General features: G+C 74.6%; 19 protein-coding genes. 7 read left to right on the top strand and 12 right to left on the bottom strand.

The genetic code is table 11. The features are described 5' to 3' along the window. Positions 1-258 precede the first annotated feature (258 nt). Both ABZ570_RS00435 and ABZ570_RS00430 read left to right on the top strand, forming a co-directional pair. Complete coding sequence (locus ABZ570_RS00435) at positions 259-1,524, top strand: Ig-like domain-containing protein (RefSeq protein ID WP_358055118.1); 1,266 nt, start codon at positions 259-261, stop codon at positions 1,522-1,524. Between the two features lie 230 nt (positions 1,525-1,754). Next, a complete protein-coding gene (locus tag ABZ570_RS00430) occupies positions 1,755-2,105 on the top strand; it encodes an STAS domain-containing protein (protein WP_358055116.1) in 351 nt (116 codons plus the stop codon). Positions 2,106-2,177: 72 nt separating this feature from the next. Here the strand turns inward: ABZ570_RS00430 and ABZ570_RS00425 are convergent, their stop codons facing one another. The 6 genes from ABZ570_RS00425 to ABZ570_RS00400 form a co-directional block, all read right to left on the bottom strand. After that, positions 2,178-2,546, bottom strand: coding sequence for an FKBP-type peptidyl-prolyl cis-trans isomerase (locus ABZ570_RS00425; RefSeq protein WP_358055114.1), 369 nt, complete (start codon positions 2,544-2,546; stop codon positions 2,178-2,180). A 118-nt stretch (positions 2,547-2,664) separates the two neighbouring features. After that, positions 2,665-3,381 (bottom strand): helical backbone metal receptor, encoded by a 717-nt coding sequence (locus ABZ570_RS00420; protein WP_358055112.1) that lies wholly within the window; start codon positions 3,379-3,381, stop codon positions 2,665-2,667. 67 nt (positions 3,382-3,448) lie between these two features. Continuing rightward, on the bottom strand, positions 3,449-4,006 hold the full coding sequence (locus tag ABZ570_RS00415) for a hypothetical protein (protein WP_358055110.1): 558 nt from the start codon (positions 4,004-4,006) through the stop codon (positions 3,449-3,451). Beyond that, positions 4,003-4,521, bottom strand: coding sequence for a hypothetical protein (locus tag ABZ570_RS00410; RefSeq protein WP_358055108.1), 519 nt, complete (start codon positions 4,519-4,521; stop codon positions 4,003-4,005). Before ABZ570_RS00410 ends, ABZ570_RS00415 begins: the two co-directional genes overlap by 4 nt. A 1-nt stretch (position 4,522) precedes the next feature. Further along, positions 4,523-4,924 carry an Asp23/Gls24 family envelope stress response protein gene (locus ABZ570_RS00405; protein ID WP_358055106.1) on the bottom strand — a complete coding sequence of 134 codons (402 nt, stop codon included), beginning with the start codon at positions 4,922-4,924 and terminating at the stop codon, positions 4,523-4,525. A 14-nt stretch (positions 4,925-4,938) separates the two neighbouring features. Continuing rightward, a complete protein-coding gene (locus ABZ570_RS00400) occupies positions 4,939-5,127 on the bottom strand; it encodes a hypothetical protein (RefSeq protein ID WP_358055104.1) in 189 nt (62 codons plus the stop codon). 243 nt (positions 5,128-5,370) lie between these two features. Here ABZ570_RS00400 and ABZ570_RS00395 point away from each other — a divergent pair, with 243 nt between their 5' ends. Continuing rightward, a complete protein-coding gene (locus tag ABZ570_RS00395) occupies positions 5,371-6,252 on the top strand; it encodes a DUF2726 domain-containing protein (protein ID WP_358055102.1) in 882 nt (293 codons plus the stop codon). Between the two features lie 37 nt (positions 6,253-6,289). Here the strand turns inward: ABZ570_RS00395 and ABZ570_RS00390 are convergent, their stop codons facing one another. Both ABZ570_RS00390 and ABZ570_RS00385 read right to left on the bottom strand, forming a co-directional pair. After that, the gene (locus ABZ570_RS00390; RefSeq protein ID WP_358055100.1) at positions 6,290-7,537 is read right to left on the bottom strand and encodes an MFS transporter; all 1,248 of its coding nucleotides are present in this window, start codon (positions 7,535-7,537) and stop codon (positions 6,290-6,292) included. A gap of 237 nt (positions 7,538-7,774) precedes the next feature. After that, positions 7,775-8,122 carry an Lsr2 family protein gene (locus ABZ570_RS00385; RefSeq protein WP_358055098.1) on the bottom strand — a complete coding sequence of 116 codons (348 nt, stop codon included), beginning with the start codon at positions 8,120-8,122 and terminating at the stop codon, positions 7,775-7,777. Positions 8,123-8,367: 245 nt separating this feature from the next. Here ABZ570_RS00385 and lon point away from each other — a divergent pair, with 245 nt between their 5' ends. Beyond that, on the top strand, positions 8,368-10,704 hold the full coding sequence (gene lon / locus ABZ570_RS00380; RefSeq protein ID WP_358055096.1) for an endopeptidase La: 2,337 nt from the start codon (positions 8,368-8,370) through the stop codon (positions 10,702-10,704). 166 nt (positions 10,705-10,870) lie between these two features. Here lon and ABZ570_RS00375 read toward each other — a convergent pair whose 3' ends face one another. Together ABZ570_RS00375 and ABZ570_RS00370 are read right to left on the bottom strand one after the other, a co-directional pair. Further along, positions 10,871-12,622, bottom strand: coding sequence for a DEAD/DEAH box helicase (locus tag ABZ570_RS00375; RefSeq protein ID WP_358055094.1), 1,752 nt, complete (start codon positions 12,620-12,622; stop codon positions 10,871-10,873). A 61-nt stretch (positions 12,623-12,683) separates the two neighbouring features. Next, positions 12,684-13,517, bottom strand: a complete 834-nt coding sequence (locus ABZ570_RS00370; protein WP_358055092.1) for a hypothetical protein — start codon at positions 13,515-13,517, stop codon at positions 12,684-12,686. Positions 13,518-13,650: 133 nt separating this feature from the next. Between ABZ570_RS00370 and ABZ570_RS00365 the strand changes: the two genes are divergently transcribed. Both ABZ570_RS00365 and ABZ570_RS00360 read left to right on the top strand, forming a co-directional pair. Beyond that, positions 13,651-14,793 carry a histidine kinase gene (locus ABZ570_RS00365; RefSeq protein WP_358055090.1) on the top strand — a complete coding sequence of 381 codons (1,143 nt, stop codon included), beginning with the start codon at positions 13,651-13,653 and terminating at the stop codon, positions 14,791-14,793. Further along, complete coding sequence (locus ABZ570_RS00360; RefSeq protein WP_358055088.1) at positions 14,790-15,395, top strand: response regulator transcription factor; 606 nt, start codon at positions 14,790-14,792, stop codon at positions 15,393-15,395. Before ABZ570_RS00365 ends, ABZ570_RS00360 begins: the two co-directional genes overlap by 4 nt. Positions 15,396-15,400: 5 nt before the next feature. Here ABZ570_RS00360 and ABZ570_RS00355 read toward each other — a convergent pair whose 3' ends face one another. Next, on the bottom strand, positions 15,401-15,829 hold the full coding sequence (locus ABZ570_RS00355; protein ID WP_358055086.1) for a nucleoside deaminase: 429 nt from the start codon (positions 15,827-15,829) through the stop codon (positions 15,401-15,403). Positions 15,830-15,886: 57 nt separating this feature from the next. Here ABZ570_RS00355 and ABZ570_RS00350 point away from each other — a divergent pair, with 57 nt between their 5' ends. Then, positions 15,887-16,420, top strand: coding sequence for a 2'-5' RNA ligase family protein (locus ABZ570_RS00350; protein ID WP_358055084.1), 534 nt, complete (start codon positions 15,887-15,889; stop codon positions 16,418-16,420). 38 nt (positions 16,421-16,458) lie between these two features. Here the strand turns inward: ABZ570_RS00350 and ABZ570_RS00345 are convergent, their stop codons facing one another. Beyond that, a complete protein-coding gene (locus ABZ570_RS00345) occupies positions 16,459-18,669 on the bottom strand; it encodes a family 43 glycosylhydrolase (RefSeq protein ID WP_358055082.1) in 2,211 nt (736 codons plus the stop codon). Between the last annotated feature and the right edge of the window lie 120 nt (positions 18,670-18,789).

The following is an 18,789-nucleotide window of genomic DNA, read 5'->3' as shown; positions in this document are numbered from 1 at the left end:
GGCACGATCACCACAGACAACCCAGACCGGACGGATCCCGGCACCCGCGGACCGGGACTGACCGACCTTCTGTGGTACGCGCGGTGCGCTGGGGCGCCAGCGGCGTCGATCCGGGACATCGCCTCCCGCAACGACCTGTCCGGCATATCGGCGACGAAATGCACGTGGTTTCGTGGGCATTTCTCGGGGAAGAGCGCCGTGACCTGGGAAACGCCGTACAGAATGTGGCCGAGGGGGAGTGGAAATGGGGGGCCGAATATGGACGTGAGGCGACGATTCACGCTATTGGCGGTAACCATGGCGACCACGCCATTGGTGGTCGCCGGCTGTACGGCCGGGCCGAAGGCGATTAAGTCGGGCCAGGAGAAGAAGCCCCCGTCGCTGACCGTGACACCGGCGGACCACACGAAGGACGTGCCGATCAGCGCCGAGGTGGGCGCCACGGTCAACGGCGGCAAGATCACCGGGGTCCGGCTCACCGACGACAAGGGTGCGCAGGTGCCGGCCGAGCCACGGGAGGACGGCTCGAGCTGGGTGCCGACCAAGCCGTTGCAGAATTCCCGGACGTACACCGCGGAGGTGACCGCGACCGGCGATTCCGGAAAGACCGCCACGCAGAAGACGACGTTCACCACGGCGGCGCCGTCGAGCAGGTCGGCGGTCACCAGCACACTCTATTTCACCGACAATCAGACGTACGGGACGGCGATGCCGTTGGTCGTGAAGTTCGACCCGGCGATTCCAAAAGAGGCCAGGGCGGATGTGCAGCGGCGATTGTTCGTGAAGACGGATCCGCCGCAGCCGGGCACGTGGTCGTGGATCGCGGACGGCACCCAGGTCGAATACCGCGCGCCCGATTTCTGGAAGCCGGGCACGAAGATCAGCGTGCGGAGCGCCCTGCAGGGGCTGCCGATCGGCAAGGACGCCATCGGCGACGCGGACCACTCCGCGACCGCGGCGGTCGGCCGGCAGGTCTCCCTCGACATCGACAACGCCACCAAGCAGATGTCCGTCTACCAGGACGGCAAGCTGCTGCGCAAGATTCCGGTGAGTCTTGGCAAGGAGAGCACGCCGACCTCCAGCGGCAACATGGTGATCATGGAGAAGTTCGACCACACCACCTTCGACACGCGGGGCGACCCGATGGGCGGCTACGTGGTCGACGTCGACGACGCGCAGCGCCTCACCTGGGGCGGCGAGTTCATCCACGCCGCGCCGTGGTCGGAGGGGGACCAGGGCAGCAGCAACGTCTCGCACGGCTGCACCAACGTCTCGTCGGACGCGGCGGACTGGCTGATGGGGATCACGCAGGTCGGCGACCTGGTGACGGTCAAGGGCACCGAGGTCAAGCTGGACCAGGGCAACGGCTTCACGGCCTGGAACGTCAGCTGGGACGACTTCGCCAAGGGCAGCGCGCTGCCGGTGCCGGCCGGGCTCAAGCCCACGCAGAGCGCGGCGCCGCACCCGGGCGCGGTGGCCGGCGGCTCGGCGCCCGCACCGGCCCCGTCGATCAGCGGCGGCTGAGGGACCTGGGGGAACAACCGACGGACGGCCCGGCACCTCGGTGGCGGGCCGTCCGGCCGTGGCAGCGTCGTCGGCAGCAGCGGGGCGAGCTGGCCGGTGGCCCGAGCGCAGCGGTCCGGCGGCGGTCTGCGGGATCACCCTGAGGGTTCTCGGGGTCGCCACCCGGGCCGTACCCGGATCCCGGTTCTCGGGCGATGGAAGTGCCGGTCCCAGCGGATAGGTTCGTCGGCATGAGGCAGCGCAGCGACCGGTTCCACGTGGAGATCAGCGTGGGCGACCACGTGGTGGACGTCCGGGCGGTCGGCGAGATCGACATCGCCACCGTGGGGTCGTTCCGGGCCGCGCTCTGGGCGGCTCCCGCCCGGCCGGTGCTGCGGCTGCACCTGTCCGGTGTGCGGATGCTGTCGGCGGCCGGGGTGCGCGCGCTGGTCGCCGCGCATCTGCGGATCCGGGCCAGGGGCGGCGAACTGCTGCTGGTCGACCCCGACCCGGTGGTCCGCCGGGTGCTGCGCGCCACCGGGTTGCACCGGGTCATGCCGGTCGTGGAGTCGGCCCCGGCGGCGGAGCTGATCCCGGCCTGACCGCCGCCACCGCGGAGTGGCGCAGGGCCGTCGGCACGGATGCCGACGGCCCTGGCCCGGGTTGGTCGCGGGTCAGCGGACGCCGAGCAGATCCACCACGAAGATCAGCGTCTCATTCGGCTTGATGACGCCGGCGGCGCCGCGGGGGCCGTAGCCCAGGTGCGGCGGGATGGTCAGCTTGCGCCGGCCGCCCACCTTCATGCCGACCACGCCCTGGTCCCAGCCGGCGATGACCTGCCCGCCGCCGAGCGGGAACTCGAACGCCTCACCCCGGTTCCACGACGCGTCGAACTCCCGGCCGGTCGAGTGGGCCACGCCGACGTAGTGCACGTTGGCGAGCTGGCCGGGGCGGGCCTCCGGGCCCTCGCCGACCGTGATGTCCTCGATGACGAGATCGGCGGGCGGCGCGCCCTCGATCGGGCCAACGTCGGGCTTCTCCATGAGCGGGTCTCCTCGGTGGTTCCGGGTTGTGGTCTCCGTCGATCCTGCCGGATCGTGGCCGGCCGATACGCGTCGGTCCCCGCCGTGCCGCTGGGGACCGGTGGACGGACAAGCCGGCTCAGGCGGGGTGGGCGAGCTGGGCGGCGAGCAGCGCGGGAGCCTCGGCGAGGGACGGGCCGTACCAGGTCAGGTGCCGGCCCGAGGCGAGTGCGGCCGGTACGCCCGGAAACGCCTCCGGCCCGTCCTCGGCGGTGAACCGATACGGCTCGTCCGGCAGCACCACCAGCTCGGGTGCCCGGGAGCGGAGCTCGTCCAGGCTCGGCCGGGGGTAGCGTTCCTCGTGGTCGGCCCACTGGTTGGCGACGCCGAGCCGGCGCAGCACGTCACCGGCGAAGGTGTCCCGGCCGAGCACGACCCACGGCCTTCGCCACACCGGCACCACCGCGGCACGTGGTGCCGGCGGGACGGGCAGTGCTCCCCAGGCCCGCCGGGCCGCCCGCAGCCAGTCCGGCTCGCCGGACACCCCGATCGCGGCGAGCAGCTCGCCGAGCTGGGTCAGCGCCTCGGGCACCGTACGGGGGAAGGTGACCCGCACCGGTACGCCGGCCGCGCGCAGGGCGTCCGCGTCGGCGAGCCGGTTCTCCTCCTCGTTGAGCAGGACCAGGTCGGGCCGGAGCGCGAGCACGCGGTCCAGGTCCGGGTACTTGCTCCCGCCGACCCGGGCGACGTCCAGGCCGGCCGGGTGGGCGCACCAGTCGGTGGCGCCGACCAGCACCTCGGGCCGCGTCAGCGCCACCGCCTCGGTCAACGACGGCACCAGTGACACCACCCGCACGGCCGCTCCCTCCCTCGCTCCGGAGCATCCTCGCGTACCCGGGGCGTCCCCGCATCGGGTGGGCCGGTCAGTGCCGGGCCTCCGCCTCGTCCACCACCGCCGTCACGTCCAGGTGCGCCGGGCGGCATCCGAGGGTGGCGGCGAACCGGCGGACCGCCGCGTCCACCTCGGCGCGGGCCACGCCGAGGCCGGCGGCGGGGTCCAGCCGCACCTCGACCCAGACGTCCGGCCGGGCGACCGGGCCGGTGAGCAGCACCCGGGCCCGGTGCACGCCCGGTGCCCGGAGCAGGTCGCGTTCCAGTGCGCCGGTGAGCACCTCGCTCGCCACCCGGGTACGCCCACCGCCGTCCCCGGGATGGGTCAGGGTGCCGGCCAGCCGGCCGGGCACCCGTAGCCCGGCGGTGAGCAGGCGCTGCCCGAGCAGGGCCAGCAGCACCCCGCCGACCGCCACCGCGAGGACGCTCCACGGCGCTCCGGCCCGCCACCAGGTGACCGGTCCGGCCCCGAGCAGCGGGGCGCCCCCGCCGGGCAGCCAGCCCAGCCCGACGGCAGACGCGGCCCCGCCGGCGGCGACGAGCAGCAGGGCGAGCACCGTCCAGAGCAGCCGGTGGGCGGCGTTGCTCACGTCGCCCGCCGGGCGGGCACGAGCCGGACCTCGATGGGGCCGGGGCGCGGGGCGGCCAGCCGGTCGAGCTCCTGGCGCAACGCGAACTCGACGTCGCCGCGGGCCGCCGGGTCGCCGGTGGCCGTCACGCGCGGTCGCCAGGTGTCCCCGTGCCGCCGGACGCGTACCCGGGCCCGGCGGACGCTCGGTACGGCGCGGGCCGCCCGGGCCAGCCGCCGTTCGACCGAGCGGCGGTGCAGGTGCCAGCCGTCCTGCTCGGCGAGTCGCAGCCGGACCGGCTGCCACCGGCGCAGCTGGGCGACGAGCATGACCACGCCGAGCAGGGTGACGCCGGCGGCGACCGCCCGGACCGGGGCGTCCTGCCAGCGGATGGTGGTCAGCGTGGCGTACCAGCGGTGGACCAGCGGGCCGGGACGGCCGGCGGCGGCGAGCAGCGCCCCGATCGCGAGGAGGGCCCCGCCGGTGAGCAGAGCGACGGCGAGCAGCAGGGTGGCGATCCGGTTGACCGTCCGCACGTCAGCCCCCGGCCATCGGGCGGCCGCTCAGGTCGCCGTCCGGGCGTACCCGCCGGCTTGTCGACGGTGGAGTGGTGGGGGCCTGGTCGGGCAGGCGCAGGTCCACCACCGTGACGGTGACCGCCTCGACGGCGAGCCCGGTGCACGCCTCGATCCGGGCGGCGACCCGACGGCGTACCGTCTGGGCCGCTGCCGCGAGGTGGGTGCCGTGGTCGACGACCAGGTCCAGGTCGATCCGGGCGGCGCCGCCGTGCAACCGGACGGTCGCGCCGGTGCCGATGGTGGCCGGCGTGCCGCGCGCCGCGTCCTCGACCAGCCGGGCGATCCGCTCCGCGGTCCAGCGCTGCGCCGGGGTGGCGCACTCGGGCGCGGACACGGCCCGACGGGGCAGGATGCGGGTCATCGTCGCGCTCCCGCTCAGCGGCGCCGGTCCGCGGGAGCCCGGTCGGCGAACCCGGGCACGGTGACCGCACCGTCGAGGACCCGGACCAGCGACCAGCCGACCAGCCCGGCGAAGGCGGCGGCCACCGCGGCACCGGCCCCGCCGAGTGCCCAGACCGCCACCAGGAGGAACCCGGCGAGGTAACCGAACTGCTGCCGCGTCATGCCCACCTCCGCTCAGCGACGACCGACCGGACGGCCGGGGCGTACCCGTTTCCGCGCCGGGCAGTCGTCGCGGACGGGACCCCGGAACCGTTCACCCGGACCGCCGCAAGGGCGACGAACGGGTACGACCCGGCCAACCCGGCACCGGGTGGCACCGGTGATCTGGACCGGTCGGTTTCCACCCCACCAGGGACGCGGCGTCCATGATCGGCCGCCTAGACTCGGGCGTCGATCGAGCGACGGATGGGTCTGGCGAAGATGACGAGCAGCGGCAGCGTGGCGGCTTCCTGGCTGCGTCCGATCACGGCCGGGGCCGCCCCGCAGCTCACCCGGGCCGGTCAGCTCGGGTACGCGGCGCGGCGGCTGGGTGAGCTGGTGCAGGGGCGCCCGCCGGGCATCACCGGGCACCAGTGGAGCACCGCCCAGCGGGAGTGCTTCGACCAGGTGGTCTGCGCTGCCGACAGCGGCCGTCCCGTCTTCGCGGTGCAGGTCGCGCCGCCCGCACCCGCCGGTTCCGCCGCCCGCCGGGTCGAGCGGATGACCAGCACGGTCTGCGCCGCCGTCGGCCTGCCGGTGCTGCGGGTCGAGTCGTCGACGCTGCGCGGCGCCGATCACTCCCGGCGCCTCGTCGAGTACGTCATCGACGCGCGGAGCTACGCGGCCGGCTCGGCACCGGAGACCGGGTACGCGGTCGGGTTCCGGGAGATCGTCGGCCGGCTGCCCGACGGCCGCAGCGGGCCGGTGAACGACCTCGGTGCGCTGGCCCGGGCCGCTGCCGTCGAGGCGTACGTCGAGCGTCGCCTCGCCGACCCGATCGTGCGGGGCCTGCACGTGCACTGGACGGACGGCCCGGCCGAGGGGTGGAGCTGGGTCGAGGTACGGCCCGGCCGTTGCCTGCTCGAACGGGTCGAGCTCTTCGCGCAGCGCTTCTCCTGCGGCGTCGACCCGGGCCAGCTCGCCGAGGACCTGGCCACCGTGGCGGTGGGGGAGCGGCTGCGCGACCTCGACGCCGTCGAGCCGGCCCTGGTCGACCGGGACGAGCTGCGTGGGCGTGTCCGGCAGCTGGCCGCCCGGCGGGACGAGTTCGACGGCGGCTTCGCCTTCGACCACCTCTGCGCCGACTGACCGGCGCGGCCGCCCCGGGCCGCACCGGCCGGGCGGGTCACGCCGCCGCGGGCACGGGGTGGACCCGGTGCGGCGCGGGTGCCCGCAGCGTCTCGACCCGGCGGGTGCGGGCCGGGCCGGCGAGCAGGTTGCCCACCGCCACGAGCAGGGCCAGCCCGGACAGCCCGAGCCAGAGTGCGGTGTCGCCGAACCGGCCGGTGACCAGGCCGCCCACGGTCGGGCCGGCGAAGCTGGCGAAGGCGTACCCCAGCGAGTAGACGCCCTGGTAGCGACCGCGTTGCGCGGCCGGGGAGAGGTCGGCGCTGAGCGCCGAGTTGGCGGGCGTCATCATCATCTCGCCGAGCGTCCAGACCAGCACGCTGAGGCCGTAGAGCGGGACGGTGTCGGCCACGGCGGTGACGGTGAAACCGGCGCCGATCACCACCGCCGCCACCGCGACGGTGCGGGAGCGGTCGAAGCGGGCGATCAGCCGGGGCACGAACAACTGGCCCGCCACGATCATCAGCCCGTTCACCGCGATGACCGGCCCGTACGCCGAGGCGGGCAGCCCGTCGGCCTGCAACGCCACCGGCAGCATCGCGTTCGCCTCGATGCAGAGCCAGACCAACCCGGTCAGCGCGGTGAAGGTGAGGAAGACCCGGTCACGCAGGACGGCGCCGAGGCCGCCCCGGTCGGCCCGGACGCGGGGTCCGACGGCCTCCGGGGCCGGCCGGGACTCCGGCACCTTGACCGCGATCAGGGCGGCGGTGCCGAGCAGCACGGCCGCGTTGATCACGAAGAGCAGCAGCGGGTCGACGCGGATCAGCACGCCGGCCACCGTGGCGGCCACCGAGAACCCGATGTTGATCGCCCAGTAGTTCAAGGTCAGCGCCCGTAGCCGGTCCCGCTCGCCGACCACGTCGATGATGGTGGCGGTGAAGGCCGGCCGGGCCACGCCGAGGAAGAGCCCGAGGGTCAGGGTGAGCGCCGCGATGGCGAGGGGATGGTCGGTGAGGCCCAACCCGGCGGCGGTGGCCGCGGCGGCGACGTTGCCGGACAGCATCGCCGGCCGCCGTCCCCACCGGTCCGCGACGATGCCGCCGAGCAGCGTGCCGAACGCGCTGCCGGCGCCGTGCAGCCCGATCACCATCCCGGCGTACGACGGGTCGAAGTGGCGTACCGAGACCAGGTAGACGCCGAGGTAGATGGCGACGAAGCTGCCCAGCCGGTTGATCAGCGTGGCGGTCCAGAGATACCAGAACGTGCGGGGAAGCCCGCCCCCGGTCTGCCTCCACCAGGTCGCCATGCGCCACCCCCGTGCGTCGTTCGCGTAATGAGCCCCGGCCGTGCCGGTCATTACAACCTAGGGGTACGGCGAAGGGTTGGTCACCGGGCGATCAGGGTGGTGCCGCTCACGGGGTGCGCTGACGCTGGATGCCGGCGCTCTCCGCCAGGGCGAAAATTGTCGACGGTAGAAACGTCAACGGGGCCACGCCGATTTCTCAGCGTGACCCCGGTGTGCCCGACGGTGAACCGGGAGGGCTCAGCGGTTCTTGTACGCCTCCACGACGGAGACCGGGATGCGGCCCCGTTCGGAAATCTCGAACCCGTTCTTGGCGGCCCATTCCCGGATGGCGCGGTTCTGCTCGCGATCCATTCCGGAGGTGGCCGGACGGATCGTCCGGCGGGCCGCGCGGGTGCTCTCCAGCGTTCCTCGACCGATCCGCCTGCCTGCGTTGATGTACGGGTCCAGGGCCTTGCGCAGGAGGCCCGCGTTCTCGTCGGAGACGTCGATCGTGTACGCCACGCCGTCCAAGGCGAACTCGACGGTCCGATCCGCCTTTCCGCCGTCGAGGTCGTCGGTCAGAACGGTGATTACTTTCCTTGCCATCGCCATTGCTCCCTGTGTCGGGCGGGGTGTGGCTAAGAGTTTGACGTATGGCGCGCCGAATTCGCAACAATATCCGCCCTACGCCATTCGGCGGGTCGGCTAATCCGTACCCGGAATGGCGGGCGGACGCGCTGCGCCCGGGGTTGGCGGCGCCTTGACAGTGGTGTGGGTCACAGGCTGGAACAAGGGGAGCCCTTTGGTACTTGAGTCTGACACGCTCAACTCCACACGATGGCAGGTGTTCGATGGCAACTCTTCCGGTACTTCCGCTGACCGACGCCGTCCTGCTGCCCGGCATGGTCATCCCGGTGACCCTCGACCCGACCACCCAGGCCGCGGTCGACGCGGCCCGTGCCAGCGGCGACAAGAAGCTCCTCGCCGTGCCCCGCATCGACGGCGACTACGGCTCGGTCGGTGTGGTCGCGACCATCGAGAAGGTGGGCCGGCTGCCCAGCGGCGAGCCGGCCGCCGTGGTCCGTGGCCTGACCCGGGCCCGGATCGGCTCCGGAGTGCCCGGACCGGGCGCCGCGCTCTGGGTCGAGGCGACCGAACTCGACGAACCCGCCCCGGCCGGCCGGGCCCGGGAACTCGCCCGCGAGTACCGCGCGCTGATGACCTCCGTCCTCCAGCAGCGCGGCGCGTGGCAGGTCATCGACGCCATGGAACGGATGACCGATCTCTCCGAGCTGGCCGACTCGGCCGGTTACGCGCCCTGGCTGAGCCTGGCGCAGAAGACCGAACTGCTCGCCGCGCCGGACGTCACCGCCCGGCTGGAGCTGCTCGTCGGCTGGGTGAAGGACCACCTGGCCGAGCAGGAGGTCAGCGAGCGGATCAACAGCGACGTGCGGGAGGGGCTGGAGAAGTCCCAGCGCGAGTTCCTGCTGCGCCAGCAACTCGCCGCGATCCGCAAGGAGCTCGGCGAGGACGAGCCGGACGGCTCCGCCGACTACCGGTCCCGGGTCGAGTCCGCCGACCTGCCCGAGAAGGTCCGCGAGGCGGCCCTGCGCGAGGTCGGCAAGCTGGAGCGGGCCAGCGACGCCTCACCGGAGGCGGGCTGGATCCGTACCTGGCTCGACACCGTTCTCGAGATGCCGTGGAACACGCGTACCGAGGACAACACCGACCTGGCCGCGGCCCGTGCCGTGCTCGACGCCGACCACGCCGGCCTGGCCGACGTGAAGGACCGCATCCTGGAGTACCTGGCGGTGCGCAACCGGCGCGCGGAGCGCAACCTCGGCGTGGTCGGCGGCCGTGGCTCCGGCGCGGTGCTCGCCCTCGCCGGCCCGCCCGGCGTCGGGAAGACCAGCCTCGGCGAGTCCGTCGCCCGGGCGCTGGGCCGCAACTTCGTCCGGGTCTCCCTCGGCGGCGTCCGGGACGAGGCGGAGATCCGCGGCCACCGCCGTACCTACGTCGGCGCGCTGCCCGGCCGGATCGTCCGTGCCCTGCGTGAGGCCGGGTCGATGAACCCGGTCGTGCTCCTCGACGAGGTCGACAAGCTGGCCGCCGGATACGCCGGCGACCCGGCGGCGGCCCTGCTGGAGGTGCTCGACCCGGCGCAGAACCACACCTTCCGCGACCACTACCTCGAGGTCGACCTCGATCTGTCCGACGTGCTCTTCCTGGCCACCGCCAACGTGGTGGAGACCGTCCCCGGCCCGCTGCTGGACCGGATGGAGCTGGTCACCCTGGACGGCTACACCGAGGACGAGAAGGTGGCCATCGCCCGGGACCACCTGCTGCCCCGGCAGCGGGAGCGGGCCGGGCTGACCGCCGACGAGGTGACCGTGGCCGACGAGGCCCTGGCCCGGATCGCGGCGGAGTACACCCGGGAAGCCGGCGTCCGGCAGCTCGAACGCGCCCTGGCGAAGATCCTCCGCAAGGTGGCCGTCACGCTGGCCACCGACCCGGCGCCCGTCCAGGTGGACGTGGACGACCTGGTCCGCTACCTGGGCCGGCCCAAGTTCACCCCGGAGTCGGCGGAGCGGACCGCGGTGCCCGGCGTGGCCACCGGACTGGCGGTCACCGGCGCCGGCGGCGACGTGCTCTTCATCGAGGCGACCAGCATGGAGGGCGAGCCGGGGCTGACCCTCACCGGCCAGCTCGGCGACGTGATGAAGGAGTCCGCGCACATCGCCCTGTCGTACCTGAGGTCGAACGGGCGGCGGCTCGGGCTGGACCCGAACGCCCTCGCCGGGCGGCGGATCCACCTGCACGTCCCGGCGGGCGCGGTGCCCAAGGACGGCCCCAGCGCCGGCATCACCATGGTCACGGCGCTGGCCTCGCTGGCCAGCGGCCGTCCGGTACGCCCCGAGTTCGGGATGACCGGTGAGGTGACCCTCTCCGGTCGGGTGCTGCCCATCGGCGGCGTGAAGCAGAAGCTGCTCGCCGCGCACCGGGCCGGCCTGACCGAGGTGATCATCCCGAAGCGTAACGAGCCGGACCTCGACGACCTGCCCTCCGAGGTCCGCGAGGCGCTGACCGTCCACGCCCTCACCGACGTCGCCGACGTGCTCGCCCTGGCGCTGCGCCCCGCCGACGTCGACGCGGAGACCCTCGGCGGCCAGCCGCTCGCCGCGGCCTGACCCGGGAAGGAAGGGCCCCCTGTTAACGCCTCGCGTATAGCAGGGGGCCCCTTTTAACACGCTTGCCAAGGGCGTGCTTCTGCCCGCGCCGGTGGACCGTGGCAGGGGCGTTAACAAGGGGCCCCTGCTCTACCGGAAGCGTTAAGAAGGGGCCCTTCCTTACCTCTCAGCGGCGCTCCCGGCGGTCACCGTCGAAGCGGCGCTCGCCGCCACCGTCGCCCTCCCGATCCCGGCGGACGGTGGCCTTGCGGCCCTTGATGGTGCTGCCGCGCAGCCCGCGGATCACCTCGTCGGCGAGCGCGTACGGGACCTCCACGAGGGAGAACCGGTCGGCGATCTCGATCGAGCCGATGTCCCGCCCGCTGACCCGGGTCTCCCCGGTGATCGCCCCGACCAGGTCCTGCGGCCGGACCCCGGCGCGCCGGCCCAGCCCGATGAAGACCTGCGTGGTGTCGCCCGCGCCGCGGCCGCCGCCGCGCCGCTCCCGGCCCTCGGGCCTGGGCCGGGGCTCGCGGGCCGGCCGGACCGCGACCTGCGGGATCTCCTCCTCCTCGTCGGCCGTGCCCGGGAGAGTGGCCTCGTGGGCCAGCTTCACCGCGGCGAGCGCCACCTCCATCAGGTCGAACTCGTCGGTCAGCGACTCGACGATCGCCCGGAACGGCTCCAGGTCGTCCTCCAGCAGCGACTCCCGCAGCGCCGCCTGGGTCAGCTCCAGCCGCCGGGTACGCAGGTCCGCCACCGTGGGGATCTTGTCGACGGCGATCCGCTGGCCGGTGACCCGCTCGATGGTCTTGAGCATCCGGTGCTCGCGCGGCTCGGCGAGGGTGATCGCCACCCCCTCCCGGCCGGCCCGGCCCACCCGGCCGATCCGGTGCACGTACGACTCGGGCGCCGACGGGACGTCGTAGTTGACCACGTGGGTGAGCTGCTCGACGTCCAGGCCGCGGGCCGCCACGTCGGTGGCCACCAGCAGGTCGGCGGTGCCCGCCCGCAACCGGCCCATCACCCGGTCCCGCTGCTCCTGGCTCATCCCGCCGTGCAGCGCCTCCGCCCGGTAGCCCCGGCCGTTCATCGTCTCGGTGAGCCGGTCCACCTCCTCCCGGCTGCGGCAGAACACGATCGCCGCGGTCGGCGACTCGACGTCCAGCACCCGGCCCAGCGCGGCCGGCTTGTGCCCCCGCGCCACGAGGTACGCGCTCTGCCGCACCCGGGGTGCCGCGCCGGCCACCGGCCGCTCGCGTTCGATCTGGATGCGGACCGGGTCGGTCAGGTGCTGGCGGGCCAGCCCGTCGATCCGCGCCGGCATGGTCGCCGAGAAGAGGACCGTCTGCCGGTCGGCGGGGACGTGCTCCAGGATCGCCTCGATGTCCTCGGCGAAGCCCATGTCGAGCATCTCGTCGGCCTCGTCCAGCACCACCGTGGCCAGCGACCCCAGCCGCAGGGTGCCCCGGGCGATGTGGTCCAGGGCGCGGCCCGGCGTCGCCACCACCACGTCCACGCCCGAGTCGAGGGCACGCAACTGGCGGCCGATCGGCTGGCCGCCGTAGATGGGCAGGACCCGGGTACCGAGGTCCTTGCCGTACCGGTGGAACGCCTCGGAGACCTGCACCGCCAGCTCCCGGGTGGGCACCAGCACCAGCGACACCGGATCCCCACCCGGCCGTTCGTCGGGCATCCGCTGCAACAGCGGCAGGGCGAAGGCGGCGGTCTTGCCCGTGCCGGTCGCCGCCTGCCCCAGCAGGTCCCGGCCGGCGAGCAACGGTGGGATCGCCTCCCGCTGGATCGGGGTGGGCTCCTCGTAGCCGAGGGTGGTCAGCGCGTGCAGCAGCTCGGGGCGCAGCCCGAGGTCGGCGAAGGTGGTGGCCGGGTCGGCGTCGGCCGGGGTGGCGGGGTCGGACGGCGTTGGTGCGGAACTCATGCGACAAGCCTTTCATCACCACCGAACGGCCGGCGCGGCGACCGGCACAACGACGCCCGACTCACCCGTGCAGCAGGGCCAGCACCATGGTGACGCCCACCGCCACGTCCAGCACCCCGCACCACTCCGCGTACGCCCGGGGGACCACCCGGCCGCTGCGGTGGTGCGCCAGGTCCCAGACGGCGTGCCCCAGCCAGCCGGCGGCCACCAGCCCCCCGCCGACATCGTCCGGCACCGCGAGGGCGGCCGCCGCCAGCCCGCCCCAGCCGGCCAGCCCGGCGAGCTGGAGCGCGAGGGCCCGCCGGTCGCGCCACTGCCGGCGCCCGGTGCCGAGCAGCAGGTAGCCGGCCGGCAGCACCAGCAGCGTCCACGGGGCGAGCACGGCCGGCGCGATCCAGAGGTCCAGCGTCATCAGCAGAGCGACCCCGGTCGGCCACCGGCGCGCCAGAGCCACGGCGGCCGGGTGCCGGCGGGCCGACGCCGGGGGCGTGTGGCGGTGGCGCAGCGCCACCAGCACCATCGCCGGCACCATCAGCAGGTGACCGCCGAGCAGCAGCCCGCGGTCCCCGACCCGCCCGGCCCACCAGGGCGGGAGCAGGAGCAGGAACGGGACGTACATGGCGGCGACCATCTCGACGACGGCGATCCGGGGGTGACGTCGGTGCCACATCCAGGCAACCATCCCGAGGGACATGTCCGTCGCCGTCACCAGCGCCGCCACGTCCGCCCGGGCGAGGACATCCGCGCCGCCCAGCACCGCCGTACCCGCCCGCCACAGCGGGTCGAGCAGCAGCATCCCCACCAGCATCGCGGCGACCATCTCGGCGAGATGCCGCGCCAGCCCGCGGCCGTCGTGGTCCGATTTTCCGGGTACGCGTGCCGTCGTCTTCGTCATGTCCCGACCGTGCCCCGACCGACCGCCGGGCCGACAGGCGCGGACCGCACGGAAAAGCCGTGCGGGACGCATGGTGCCGGCATGAGTTTCGCCGGGGTGAACCGGGCGGGCGCCGCATCTAGGATCCACGGGCATGACGGTCGAGGGGGCGGACCGCCGGCTGCGCCGGGCCCGGCAGCTCACCCTGGCGTCGCTGGCCATCAACCTCGGCGCCACCCTGTTGCTGCCCGGCGTCGGGCTGGCCCGGGAGCCGGACGCGGTCCGGGTGGTCCTCGGCGTGGTCGGGCTCCTCGCGTTCGTCGCCGCCCAGGCGGGGGTGGTTCACGCGGCGGTCACCCCCTGGCTCCCCGGCGACCGGCGGCGCCGCCGGCACCTTGCGCTGGGCGTGGCCACCCTGGTGAGCGTGCCGCTCGTCGGGCCGGTCGCCGCCGGCGCCTGGCCGACCTGGGCGTGGTTGGGCGCGTCGCTGGTCGGGATGTTCCCGCTGCTGTTCCGGCCGGCACCCGTCGCCGCCGCGACGGCCGCCGTGCTCGTCGTCTCCGTCGCGGTGGCCGGGTGGACCGGCGAGCCGCTGCGCCACGCCCTGCTCGTCACCGGCGGCGTCGGCGTCGGGGTCGCCGCAATCAGTTGGGTGCAGGTGTGGTTCTGGGACCTGCTCGTCGAGGCGCGGCAGGGTCAGGCCGCCCGGGCCCGGCTGGCCGCCGCCGAGGAGCGGCTGCGCTTCGCCCGGGACGTGCACGACCTGCTCGGCCACGACCTGACGGTGCTCGCCCTGAAGGCCGAGCTGGCCGCGCGGCTCGCGCCGGTCGACGCCGCCCGCGCCGGCCGGGAGGCGGCCGAGGTGCAGCGGCTCGCGGGAGTCGCCCTGCACCGGGTACGGGAGGCCGTGCACGGCTACCGGACCGTCGACCTCGCCGAGCAGATGACCGCGGTGGGCGAGGTGCTGCGGACCAGCGGGGTGCGCTGCACCGTGGTGCCGCCCGACGGTGACCTGGCCCCGGAGGCCGCCGCCGACCTGGCCGCGGTGCTGCGCGAGGCCGGGACGAACGTGCTGCGGCACAGCCGGGCCGAGTGGTGCCGGATCGAGATCATCCGGGAGGACGGCCTGGTGACGATGACCGTACGCAACGACGGCGCCCGCGGCGACGGCCCGGACGAGCGCAGCGGCGGCCTGCGCGGGCTGGCCGACCGGCTCGCCCCGGCCGGCGGCACGGTACGCACGCACACCGAGGGCGGGGTGTTCCACCTCGTGGCCACCCTGCCGGTGCCGTCGTGATCCGGGTGCTGCTCGCCGACGACGAGGAGCTGATCCGGCTCGCCCTCGCGGCCCTGCTGGACCTGGAGCCGGACATCGAGGTCGTCGCGCACGCCGCCGACGGCCGCGCCGCCGTGACGGCCGCGCTGGCGCACCGACCGGACGTGGCCGTCCTGGACCTGGAGATGCCGCCGCCCGGCGGGATCCAGGCCACCGCCGAGCTGGCCCGCCTGCTGCCCACCTGCGCCGTGGTGATCCTGACCGGCCACGGCCGCCCCGGCCACCTGCGTCCGGCGCTGACCGCCGGCGCCCGGGGGTTCCTGCCCAAGGGCGCGCCGGGCGAGGCGCTCGCCGACGTGATCCGCCGGGTCCACTCCGGCGCCCGGTACGTCGACCCGGCGCTCGCCGCCGACGCGCTGACCCTGCCCGACTGCCCGTTGACCGCCCGGGAGCTGGAGACCCTGCGCTTGGCCGAGTACGGCACCCCGGTCGCGGTGATCGCCCGGCGTACCCACCTGGCGGCCGGGACTGTGCGCAACCACCTCGCCGCCTGTGTGCAGAAGCTCGGCGCCGCCGACCGAGTCGAGGCGGTGCGGATCGCCCGGGAGGCCGGCTGGCTCTGACCGGCTCAGCCCGCCACGACGGGCACCCGGGCCTCGGCGAACAGCGCCGGGCCGGCGTACGCCACCGGAGTGGGCGGCAGCTCCGGACGCAGGGCCGCCAACTGCTCGGCGCTCAGCGCGTACACCACCCGACCCAGGCCCGAGCGTTCGATGGCCGTGGCGCACATGCCGCACGGCTGGCAACTCGTGTACATCGTCGTGACGGCCGCCGCGTCGGGGGTCAGGTGCCGGGCCGCCCAGCGGGCCAGCTTCAGCTCGGGATGGGCGGTGATGTCGTCGTCGGTGCGCTCGGTGTTGACCTCCTCGGCCAGCACCCGCCCCTCCGTGTCGACCAGCAGTGAGCCGAACGGGCCGTTCCCCGCGTCGCGGGCGGCGGCGGCCAGTTCGAGGGCCCGGCGCAGGTGGCGTTCGTCGGTCTCGGTCAGCACGCTCATCCGCTGATCATCCCCCACCGGGCCGCCCGGCACACCGCCGACGGTTAGCCTGACGGCGTGCGTACGGTCGAACTGCTCTGCTCGCCGGAGCTGGAGGAGGCGGTACGGGCGGCCTGGCAGCGGCTGGCCGAGGCGGGGCTGCCCAGCCTGGCGGGCAACGTCCACCCCACCAACCGACCGCACCTGACGCTCGCCTCCGTCGACGAGTTCCCACCCGGGGCCGAGCAGCGGCTCGCCGACCTCTGCGACGCGGCGCTGCCCCTGCCCGCCCGCCTCGGCCGGGTGGCGGTGCTCGACGGGAGCGCCCCGCTGGTCTGGCTGGTCCGGCCCGCGCCGCAGCTGCTCGCCCTGCACGGCGCGGTCTGGGACGTGCTCACCGGCGCGCCCGGCCCGCGCCCGTGGCACCTGCCGGGGCGGTGGATCCCGCACCTGAGTCTGGCGCTGCGGTTCCGGGACGCCGACCGTCGTCGGGCCCGGGCGCTGGCCGGCGTCGACCGCCCCGCCGGGGAGTTCGTCGGGGCGCGCAGCTACGACAGCGACGCCCGCACGACGACCGACCTGGCCCCCGCCTGCCCGCGTCCGGCCGGCTGACGGGACGGGCCGCCGGCACCCGGCGGCCCGTCCCGCGTTCAGCCGTAGAAGCGCAGGTAGTCGAACTCGGCGGTGACCGCCGGCTGGGCGCCGCCCTGCGCGACGAGGCCGATCCGGGGGGTGGTGTCGGCCGGGAAGGTCCACACCGCGCCCCAGGTCCAGTGCACGCCGTCCCGGCTGGAGCCGGCCCGGAACTCGTGCTCGCCGGTGACCGGGTCGACGTGGTGGGCCAGCCGTAGCCAGGTGGTGGTGGCCGGGGTGCCGACGATGCTGCCGCCGTACACCGGTTGACCGGCGAAGGGCAGCTCGTAGCCGTACTCGACCTGACGGGTGTTCCAGATGGCCACCTGGGCCAGCCGGGCGAACCGGTCGTCGTCCACGTACGCGATCATGCCGGCCTGCTGGTAGTTGCGGACGGTGTCCGCACCAAGGTCGAGGGTCACCTTCGTCTCCGCCACGTAGTCCCCGGTCGGTGCGTCGCGCAGCAGCACGCCGGCCGTGTTGCCGGTGCCGACCAGGTCGGTCGACTCCACCGGCCAGCGCAGCGCGCCGTCGGTGACGGTGGCCGCCGGGTTGCGCCGGACCCAGCGCCAGGCGGGATCGAGGCCGTCGGTGAACTCGTCCGAGTACCCGGGCAGGAGCGGGCCGACCGCCGGCGGGGCGACGGTGTGCCGCACCGGCCGGTACAGCCGGGCCAGGCTGACGTTGTCGAAACCCGCGGCCCCCGACGCGAGCAGCGCCAGCGGGCCGGCCGCCGGCCGGGCCAGCTCCAGCGCCACCACGGCGAGCTGGTCACCCAGCCGGGCCGGGCTCAGCTCGGCGACGAGCCGCCGGCCGCGTACCTCGACGGCCAGGTTGTGCCGGTCGGCGAGGTCGAGCCCGGCGGGCAGGGGCACCTCGGTCGCCGTCCCGCCGGCCTCCCGGACCGTCAACCGGCCGCCGCCGACCCACACGTCCACCCGGCCCAGCCGCAGCCCGGCCGTGTCCGCGCCGGTCAACCGCAGGTCGGCCTCCGCCCGCACGTCACCGCCCAGGGCGGTACGGCTGGTCAGCGCACCGGTGCCGATGACCTGGCCGTCGGCCACCCGCCAGGTGCCCTCGGCCCGCCAACCGGTGAGGTCGGCCGAGTCGAAGCGCGCGTCGAGATGCCCGGTGGTGACCGGCGCCGGCCGGGGACCGTCGGAGGGGCCCGCGCCCGCGTTCACCGTCGGCCAGCCGGCCACCCAGTCGAGGCGGTCCAGCAGCATCGGCCGCTCGTTGATGCCGAACGGCTCGTCCAGGTACGGATCGGCCCGGTCGATCGCGTGGTAGACGATCCAGTCCTGCCCGGACAGGTCGGTCAGCACGGCGTTGTGCCCGGTGCCGATCCAGCGGTTGCCGTTCTGGGTGAGGACGGGGGTGCCCCCGGCCCGGGAGACGTCCAGCCGCTGGCCGTCCCGGTCGACGAACGGCCCGCGTGGGCTGCGCGAGCGCCCGACCTGGACGGAGTAGCCGGTGGCCGGCCCGGCGCAGCAGTTGGCGGTGGAGGCGAAGAGGTAGTACCAGCCGTCGCGGCGTACCACGTAGCTGCCCTCGAACTTGTTGTCGATCGCCACCAGGGTCGGTGCGCCGACCGCCCGCAGCCCGTCGGTGGAGAGTTCGGTGACCGACACCCCGCCGTAGTAGCTGCCGTAGTACAGGTAGTTGCGGCCGTCGACGTCGGTGAACTGGCTCGGGTCGATGGTCCACAGGTAGCCGCCGCCCCCGCCGGGGCGTGGCGCGACCACGGGCTCGTCGGCGAACGTCCACGGGCCGGCCGGGGTGGGCGCGGTGGCCGCTCCGACGGCGGTGTCGAACGTGTCAGCGGAGACGGTGGTGTCGGTCACGGTCACGTACATGACCCAGCGGCCGGCGACCCGGCGCACGTCGGGAGCCCAGAGCATCGCCCCGGGTGCGGCCCAGGACGGCCGCTGGTCGGGGGCGAAGGCGTCCCCGACGTACGTCCAGTCGACGAGGTCGGCGGAGCGGGCGATCGGCACCCGGTGTGCCTGCCGTTCGCCCTCGCGCAGCGGGTCGGAGGTGCCGAAGGCGTACCAGAGGCCGTCGTCGCCGCGGACGACCACCGGGTCGGCGAAGGTGTCGGCGTATCCGGCGGAGACCGGGTTGCGGTAGCGGTCGGGGGCGGCGCCGGCGGCGGGCGGGGCCGCCGTCGTGGTCAGCATCAGAGCGAGTACGGCGGCGAGCACGCCGCCACGGTGGAGGTGTCCCATCAGACCTGCCTCGGGTATGGACGGAGGTCACTGCGGTGCATCCGTTTCTACAACGTTGGATACAACGATGTAAAGGTGTGCCGCACCGGTCGGTCGGCGCCGAACCGTTCCCGTGCCAGC

Origin of the sequence: Micromonospora sp. NPDC007271 (assembly GCF_040634005.1) — a bacterium.
In the GTDB taxonomy this organism is placed as follows: Bacteria; Actinomycetota; Actinomycetes; order Mycobacteriales; family Micromonosporaceae; genus Micromonospora.
Note: the sequence above shows the minus strand (reverse complement) of the source record. Positions and strands in the feature narration are given on the sequence as shown.

Excerpts from the sequence above, each read along its gene's own strand:
- ABZ570_RS00370 (WP_358055092.1), bottom strand. The coding sequence starts at position 13,517 with ATGACGAAGACGACGGCACGCGTACCCGGAAAATCGGACCACGACGGC.
- ABZ570_RS00395 (WP_358055102.1), top strand. The coding sequence starts at position 5,371 with ATGGGTCTGGCGAAGATGACGAGCAGCGGCAGCGTGGCGGCTTCCTGG.
- ABZ570_RS00355 (WP_358055086.1), bottom strand. The coding sequence starts at position 15,829 with ATGAGCGTGCTGACCGAGACCGACGAACGCCACCTGCGCCGGGCCCTC.
- lon (WP_358055096.1), top strand. The coding sequence starts at position 8,368 with ATGGCAACTCTTCCGGTACTTCCGCTGACCGACGCCGTCCTGCTGCCC.
- ABZ570_RS00425 (WP_358055114.1), bottom strand. The coding sequence starts at position 2,546 with ATGGAGAAGCCCGACGTTGGCCCGATCGAGGGCGCGCCGCCCGCCGAT.
- ABZ570_RS00345 (WP_358055082.1), bottom strand. The coding sequence starts at position 18,669 with ATGGGACACCTCCACCGTGGCGGCGTGCTCGCCGCCGTACTCGCTCTG.
- ABZ570_RS00385 (WP_358055098.1), bottom strand. The coding sequence starts at position 8,122 with ATGGCAAGGAAAGTAATCACCGTTCTGACCGACGACCTCGACGGCGGA.
- ABZ570_RS00405 (WP_358055106.1), bottom strand. The coding sequence starts at position 4,924 with ATGACCCGCATCCTGCCCCGTCGGGCCGTGTCCGCGCCCGAGTGCGCC.
- ABZ570_RS00400 (WP_358055104.1), bottom strand. The coding sequence starts at position 5,127 with ATGACGCGGCAGCAGTTCGGTTACCTCGCCGGGTTCCTCCTGGTGGCG.
- ABZ570_RS00375 (WP_358055094.1), bottom strand. The coding sequence starts at position 12,622 with ATGAGTTCCGCACCAACGCCGTCCGACCCCGCCACCCCGGCCGACGCC.
- ABZ570_RS00390 (WP_358055100.1), bottom strand. The coding sequence starts at position 7,537 with ATGGCGACCTGGTGGAGGCAGACCGGGGGCGGGCTTCCCCGCACGTTC.
- ABZ570_RS00365 (WP_358055090.1), top strand. The coding sequence starts at position 13,651 with ATGACGGTCGAGGGGGCGGACCGCCGGCTGCGCCGGGCCCGGCAGCTC.
- ABZ570_RS00435 (WP_358055118.1), top strand. The coding sequence starts at position 259 with ATGGACGTGAGGCGACGATTCACGCTATTGGCGGTAACCATGGCGACC.
- ABZ570_RS00430 (WP_358055116.1), top strand. The coding sequence starts at position 1,755 with ATGAGGCAGCGCAGCGACCGGTTCCACGTGGAGATCAGCGTGGGCGAC.